Here is a 6,210-nt window from a genome sequence, read left to right on the forward strand (position 1 = left end):
TCACCGCCCTCGCTGCGCCCAATCCGGAGCATCCGCACCCGCGTGCGCCAGCAACTCCTCCCGGGTAATCGAACCAAGCGGCCCCACCCCGCGCAGCAACAAATAGTCGCCCGCGTCGGCTTGGTCGTGCTCGATCTCGACGTCCTCGGCGTGATAACTGTCCGTCCAGACGATCCGGACCTGGCAGCCGCCGTTCTGGGTGAGCGCGTGCACCTGCTGGACGGTCGCGAGCCGCGCCATCGGCTCCGATTCCCACTGTTGCTGCAGGAATCGCCAGCGCGAGGCCTGCTCGGCCGCGCGCAACCGTTGGTCAAGACCCCCGGCGCGGTCCCGGAAAAGCCAGGCGATCCCGGCCAGGACCGCGGCGGCTACAGCCAGCCCGACCAGCCACAAGACCGTTCCCATGTCTCCAGGAGCCTACTCGCGCGAATGCTCCTGGAGGAATCGCTCGACCAGGCCATCTGTGAACTCCTGCGGCACCGGCGAGCCGGTGACCAGCACGCGGTAGTGGATCGGCCCCACGAGCTGCTCGACCGCGCTGTCCAGGTCGACGTCCGACGGCAGTTCGCCGCGGGCGACGGCGCGTTCGAGCGGCAGCCGGTCGCGCGCGTGCTGGGCGCGGATGTGCACCTCGCGCAGCTGCCGCGCCAAGTCCGGATCGTGCTGGGCCTGGCCGAGCAGCGTGCGGAAGACCGCGCCGGCGTCGGCGGTGGTCAGGAAGGACGCGATCGCGGCGAGGTGCGCGCAGAGGTCCTTGCGGAGCTCGCCGGAGTCGGGCGGGGAGAGTTCCTCGGCCAGGTCGTCGCCGAGCGCTTCGAGCAGAATGTCCACTTTGGACGGCCACCAGCGGTAGACGGTCTGCTTCCCGACGCCCGCCCTGGCCGCGATGCCCTCCATCGTGAGCCGGGCGAAACCGACCTCCACCAGCAGATCGTCGACCGCGTGCAAAACCGCCCGGCGCGCGTTCTCGCTGCGGCCGTAGCGGTTCCCGTGATGCCGGCACCGGCCGGATTCAGTGACGTCGCCCACGTGCGGAAGTCTAGTCGAGACGCAACGTCTCGTCTATCGTTACGAGCACCAGCTCACTAGGGGGTTTCCAGTCATGTGTTCCGCGTGCGGGGTGCCGACGCACCGACCCGAATCCGGGGTTACCGGCACAGCAGCCCCGCGCAAATTCGCGGCGCTGTACAACAAGGACTGCCGTCCGTATCTGATCGGCACCGGCCTCGCGATGATGGCCGACAACATTGAACACGTCATCACCTACTGGGTGCTGTGGGAGAAATTCCACTCGCCCGCGCTGACCGGGTTCGAGGTGATCAGCCACTGGGTGCCGTTCCTGCTGTTCTCGGTGTACTTCGGCGGACTGGCCGACCGGCACGACTGCCGCCGGATCATCCAGGCCGCACAGGCGCTGTTCATGGCGGTGTCGGTGGCGTGGGGCGTCCTGATGGTCACCGGCACGCTCGAGGTGTGGAACGCCTGCGTGCTGCTGATTTTGCACGGCTGTGCGGGCGCGATCTGGGGACCGGGCGAGCAGCTGATGCTGCACGATTTCGTCGGGCCCACCGAATTGCCGAGCGCGGTCCGGCTCAACGCCACCTTCCGCAGCCTCGGCATTCTCTTCGGCCCGGTCGTCGGCTCGGCGCTGCTGCTCGGGCTCGGACCGGTGGCGGGCATTTTCGTGAACGTCGCGTTCTATCTGCCGCTGACCGTGTTCCTGTTCCGCACCAAGTTCACCGGGCACACGCGAGACGGCGGAATCATCCGTCGGCCACGGGTCGGCCTGATGGATTCGGTGCGGATCCTGAAGGAAATCAGCGGGAACCCGACGATGGTCGGGATGATCATCCTCGCCGGGCTCGGCGCGTTCTTCGTCGGAGCTTCGATGCAGAGTTCGATGCCGATCTTCGCGCAGGACCTCGGCGCGGGCAGCGCCGGAACCGCGTACGGCGTGCTGCTGTTCGCCAACGGCGCGGGCGGCGTGATCGGCGGAATCCTGCTGGAAGCGACCGGGAAGATCAAACCGAACGTGCCCGCCGCGGTAATCAGCACGGCGATCTACGGGCTGTCGAGCCTGTTCTTCGCGATGACCGCCAGCTACCCGATCGCGGTGGCGCTGCTGGTGATCGGCGGCGTGGCCAACCTGGCGTCGATGTCGATCGGCCAGACCGTCGTGCAGTTGCTGGCGAAACCGGAGGAACGCGGCCGGGTGATCGGCGTGTACAGCGTGTCCGCCAACGGACTTCGCGCGGGCAGCGGCTTCACCGTGGGACTGCTCGGTTCCGCGGTCGGGGTGCACTGGTCGCTCGGCATCAGCGCGGCCGCGCTCACCGTCGGCACCGGGATCGCCGGGTGGTATTCGCTGGGCAGCCGCCGGGCGCGGCAGCTGCACCAGGTCACCGACTGAGCCGGTCCCGAAGACGGTCGACCTCGTCCGCGGCCAGTCCGGCGCGGACGAGGTAATCGCGGACGCCGAACCCGTCGAGGGTGGCCAGGACGGCTTCGCGGACGGTCGTCTGACGGCGGGCCAAAGCTGCTTCGAGCAGCGCGGTTTGGTCCTCGACGCCTAGCGCCCGGTACAGCGGGAGGACGGCTTCGGTCGAGAGGGCATAGTCGGCGGCGATGGTTTCCGGTTCGACGTCGGCCAAGGCGAGCAGAAGGAGCGAGACGAGACCGGTGCGATCTCGGCCCGAAGTGCAGTGGAACAGCACGCCGCCTTCGGCCTGGGCCAGCGTTCTCAGGACGGTCGCGCAGCGTTCTGCTTTGCGGGCAAGGAAAACGCGGTAGTACAGCGGGGTGCCGTCGAGCTGTTCGTCGGCGATGTACTGCCAGAACTCGGTGTCTTCGACGTCGTCCATGGGGACTTCGAGGCGCGTCATTCCGGATGGCACGGTGGCAGCGTAGGTGCTGATCTCGGCGGGGTTGCGCAGGTCGACGATGGTGCGGAGGCCGGATTCCCGCGCTTGGTCCCAGCCCGCGGCGGTGACGAATCGGAGGGTGGCCGACCGGTAGAACCGCCCGGACGCGGTGCGGCCGCCGGATCGCGTCGGGAGCCCGCCGAGGTCGCGGGTGTTGAAGAAGCCTTCCCACTCCACTGCCCGGTTGTCGCCCATCAGCCGATCCTGGCCCGGATCGCTCGCCGCGGACAACCAGCGGCCTCTTGCCGAGGGCCGGGGAAAAGGCCGTCGAACAGGCGATCGCCGGTTTTTGTCGGTGGCCGTCGTTACGCTCTCGCCATCACGCACCACCCGTCACCGTCAGCGACAAGCTGCTCACCAGCGCGGATCGCACTGGACTGCAGTTTGCCCCACACCGTATAGTCCACGTGGAATAACCCACGTCGGCCACTCGATTGGATCTCTGGAGGAACCCCGTCATGGTCGCGGCCAAGCTCACGGCGCTGGGCGTCGCCGTGCTCGAGCTGCTGCACGAGCGGCCGATGCACCCGTACGAAATGGCCCAGCTGATGCGGGAACGGCACGTCGAAACCCGCGTGAAGCTGAAGGCAGGATCGCTTTATCACACGGTGGACCGGTTGCAGCGCAACGGTTTCATCGACGTGGTCGAGACACAGCGAGACGGAAAACGGCCGGAGCGCACGGTGTACGCCATGACAGCGGCGGGCAAAGACGCCTTCCAGGAACGGGCCCGGCAAATGCTGGGCGACGTGGTACCGGACTACAGCGACGTGCTCAGCGGGCTCGCCGTGATCGACGACCTCGGCCGCGACGTGGCACTGCTCGAACTGGAGCACCGGATCACCCGGCTGCGCGCGGGCGTGGCCTCCGACGAGGTGATCATCGAGCGGCTGGAATCCGACGGCACCCCCGAAATCTACTGGCTCGACTTCCGGTTCAGCGCGGCACAGCGGAAGTTCGAGCTCGCATGGATCGAGCAGCTGTTCACGGACCTCGACAGCGGCCGGATCCCTTTCCAGGACAAGAAACTCAAGCTCAAGGACAACCATGAACGCAAGACCGGTTAACCCGTGGGCCGCGCTCAGCGCGCTCTGTATCGGGTTCTTCATGATCCTGCTGGACACCACGATCGTGTCCATCGCGGTGCCCGCGATGCTGCAGCACCTCGGCGCCGGGCTGAACTCGGTGGTGTGGGTGATCAGCGTCTACCTGCTCACCTACGCCGTGCCGATGCTGTTCACCAGCCGCCTCGGCGACCGCTTCGGCCCGAAGCGCGTGTTCGTCGCCGGGCTCGTGGTGTTCACCGCTTCGTCGTTGTGGTGCGGGCTTTCCGGCAACGTCGAGATGCTGATCGCCGCCCGTGCCGTGCAAGGCCTGGGCGCCGCACTGATGACGCCGCAGACGCTGGCGTTCATCAGCCACCTTTTCCCGCCCGCGAAACGCGGCGCGGCGATGGGCGCGTGGGGCGGCGTGGCCGGCCTGGCCACGATCACCGGCCCGCTGCTGGGCGGCGTGCTGGTGCAGCACCTCGGCTGGGAGTGGATTTTCTACGTGAACGTGCCGATCGGCGTCGTCGCCATCGCACTGACGCTGTGGCTGGTGCCGGACTGGCAGCCGAAGCACTCCCACTCGTTCGATCTGCTCGGCATCCTGCTGTCCGCGGCCGGACTGTTCTGTGTCGTGTTCGGCGTCCAAAATGGACAGCAGTACGACTGGGGCACCGTATTCGGCGGCATCACGGTGTTCGAAATCATCGGGGCAGGCGTGGTGTTGCTGATCGCCTTCGTGCTGTGGCAACGCCGCAACCGCCGCGAACCCCTGGTCCCGCTGGCCGTGTTCGCCAACCGCAACTTCTCGGCGGGCACGCTCACCGCGACCACGGTCGGCTTCACGATGACCGGCATGTTCCTGCCGCTGATCATCTACATCCAGACGGTGCTCGGCCTCTCCCCCACCATGGCCGGTCTGCTCACCGCCCCGATGTCGCTGCTGTCCGGCGTGATCGCGCCGTTCGTCGGCCGCGCTTCGGACCGGATCAACGGCAAATACCTGGTGATGGGCGGCCTGGCCCTGCTGGCCGCGGGCGTCGGCATCGTCGCACTGCAAGCCCGTCCGGACACGAGCCCGTGGGCGCTGATCCCGGCCCTGCTGGTGTGCGGTCTGGGCGTCGGCTGCATCTTCTCGCCGATGAGCAACCTGACGATGGCGTCGGTAGAGCCGCGGCTCACTGGAACTGCCTCAGGCATCTTCAACACCGCCCGCCAGGTAGGCGGAGTCCTGGGCAGCGCGGCGATCGGCGTTCTCCTGCAGGCGAGGATCAGCGCCTCGATCACCAGCGAGGCCACCACCGCGGCCGCGCAACTGCCGGAGCAATACCGCGCCCCGTTCACCGAAGGAATCGCCCACGCCGCCGCCTCAACCGGCGAGTTCGGCTCCTCCGGCAGTCCAGCCGCGATGCCAGGCCTCCCAGCGGACATCGCCGCGCAAGCAGGCCGCCTCGCCAGCGAAGTGGTCCACAATGGACTCACCGACGCCGCCCGCGCGACACTGATCCTGCCGATCGCGGTGCTGGTACTGGGAATCCTGTCGGCGGCAGCGCTACGCCGAGTATCGCCCCGGCCGCACACGCCAGCCCCCACCGCACCGACCCCGGAACCGGCCCGATGAATAGCTGACCTCGAAGGCCCGGCTGGGCCAGCAACCCAGCCGGGGTGGGGCGGGCAACGAGAGAGGCGAGGCGAGAGCGGGACACGGAGCAGGATTGAGCACCTGGGCACCCAGCCAGAGCGGGTCGGACGGGCACAAGGTTGAGCCATGGGCACCCACTCGAGTCAGAGCGGGTCGGACGGGCAGGGTTTGGCGAGCCAAGCCGCCATGCCAGCACGGCCCTGAAGTTCCGGCCCCGAAGTCGGGGTGCCCCGAGCCCAACGGACGAGACTTAGCGAATCAAGCCGCCGAAGCAGCACAGCCCGGACGTTCCGGCGGGAAAGTCGGGGGCGAACCGAGCCAGGCGAGCTGAGCAAGCCAGACGCAGCCAGCTGAAACAGGCCGAGCAAGGCAAGGCCCGCGGCGAGCGCCGAATGGGCCAAGCCTCGGCGCAGGAGCCGCGACGCGACTCACTGAGTCGTCCCATCTGAGCAGAGGCAACGAACCCGCACAGCGCACCCGACCGGTAACGGGCAACCCGACGCGACCCGAGCACGCCTCGCGCCACGCGGCATCCGATGTTCCGACTGCAGCACAACGCCAACCCACGCGGCGGTCTCCACATCTGCAGCCGCGAAGTCTC

At 68.0% G+C, this 6,210-nt stretch carries 6 protein-coding genes; 3 read left to right on the forward strand and 3 right to left on the reverse strand.

Annotation, left to right across the window (positions count from 1 at the left end; all coding sequences use genetic code 11):
- Together H5411_RS26415 and H5411_RS26420 are read right to left on the reverse strand one after the other, a co-directional pair.
- A complete protein-coding gene (locus H5411_RS26415; protein WP_183125360.1) occupies positions 1 to 405 on the reverse strand; it encodes a hypothetical protein in 405 nt (134 codons plus the stop codon).
- Positions 406 to 417: 12 nt separating this feature from the next.
- Positions 418 to 1,029 carry a TetR/AcrR family transcriptional regulator gene (locus H5411_RS26420; RefSeq protein ID WP_183125361.1) on the reverse strand — a complete coding sequence of 204 codons (612 nt, stop codon included), beginning with the start codon at positions 1,027 to 1,029 and terminating at the stop codon, positions 418 to 420.
- Positions 1,030 to 1,120: 91 nt separating this feature from the next.
- Here H5411_RS26420 and H5411_RS26425 point away from each other — a divergent pair, with 91 nt between their 5' ends.
- Positions 1,121 to 2,410 (forward strand): MFS transporter, encoded by a 1,290-nt coding sequence (locus H5411_RS26425; RefSeq protein WP_312878618.1) that lies wholly within the window; start codon positions 1,121 to 1,123, stop codon positions 2,408 to 2,410.
- Here the strand turns inward: H5411_RS26425 and H5411_RS26430 are convergent.
- Positions 2,400 to 3,116, reverse strand: a complete 717-nt coding sequence (locus H5411_RS26430) for a tyrosine-protein phosphatase (protein ID WP_183125363.1) — start codon at positions 3,114 to 3,116, stop codon at positions 2,400 to 2,402. The two genes, H5411_RS26425 and H5411_RS26430, sit on opposite strands and share 11 nt — an antisense overlap.
- Positions 3,117 to 3,379: 263 nt before the next feature.
- Here H5411_RS26430 and H5411_RS26435 point away from each other — a divergent pair, with 263 nt between their 5' ends.
- Complete coding sequence (locus H5411_RS26435; protein ID WP_183125364.1) at positions 3,380 to 3,988, forward strand: PadR family transcriptional regulator; 609 nt, start codon at positions 3,380 to 3,382, stop codon at positions 3,986 to 3,988.
- Complete coding sequence (locus H5411_RS26440; protein WP_183125365.1) at positions 3,969 to 5,588, forward strand: DHA2 family efflux MFS transporter permease subunit; 1,620 nt, start codon at positions 3,969 to 3,971, stop codon at positions 5,586 to 5,588. The genes H5411_RS26435 and H5411_RS26440 overlap by 20 nt, the downstream gene beginning before the upstream one ends.
- Positions 5,589 to 6,210: the final 622 nt, after the last annotated feature.

Source organism: Amycolatopsis echigonensis (genome assembly GCF_014174495.1).
Lineage (GTDB): Bacteria > Actinomycetota > Actinomycetes > Mycobacteriales > Pseudonocardiaceae > Amycolatopsis > Amycolatopsis echigonensis.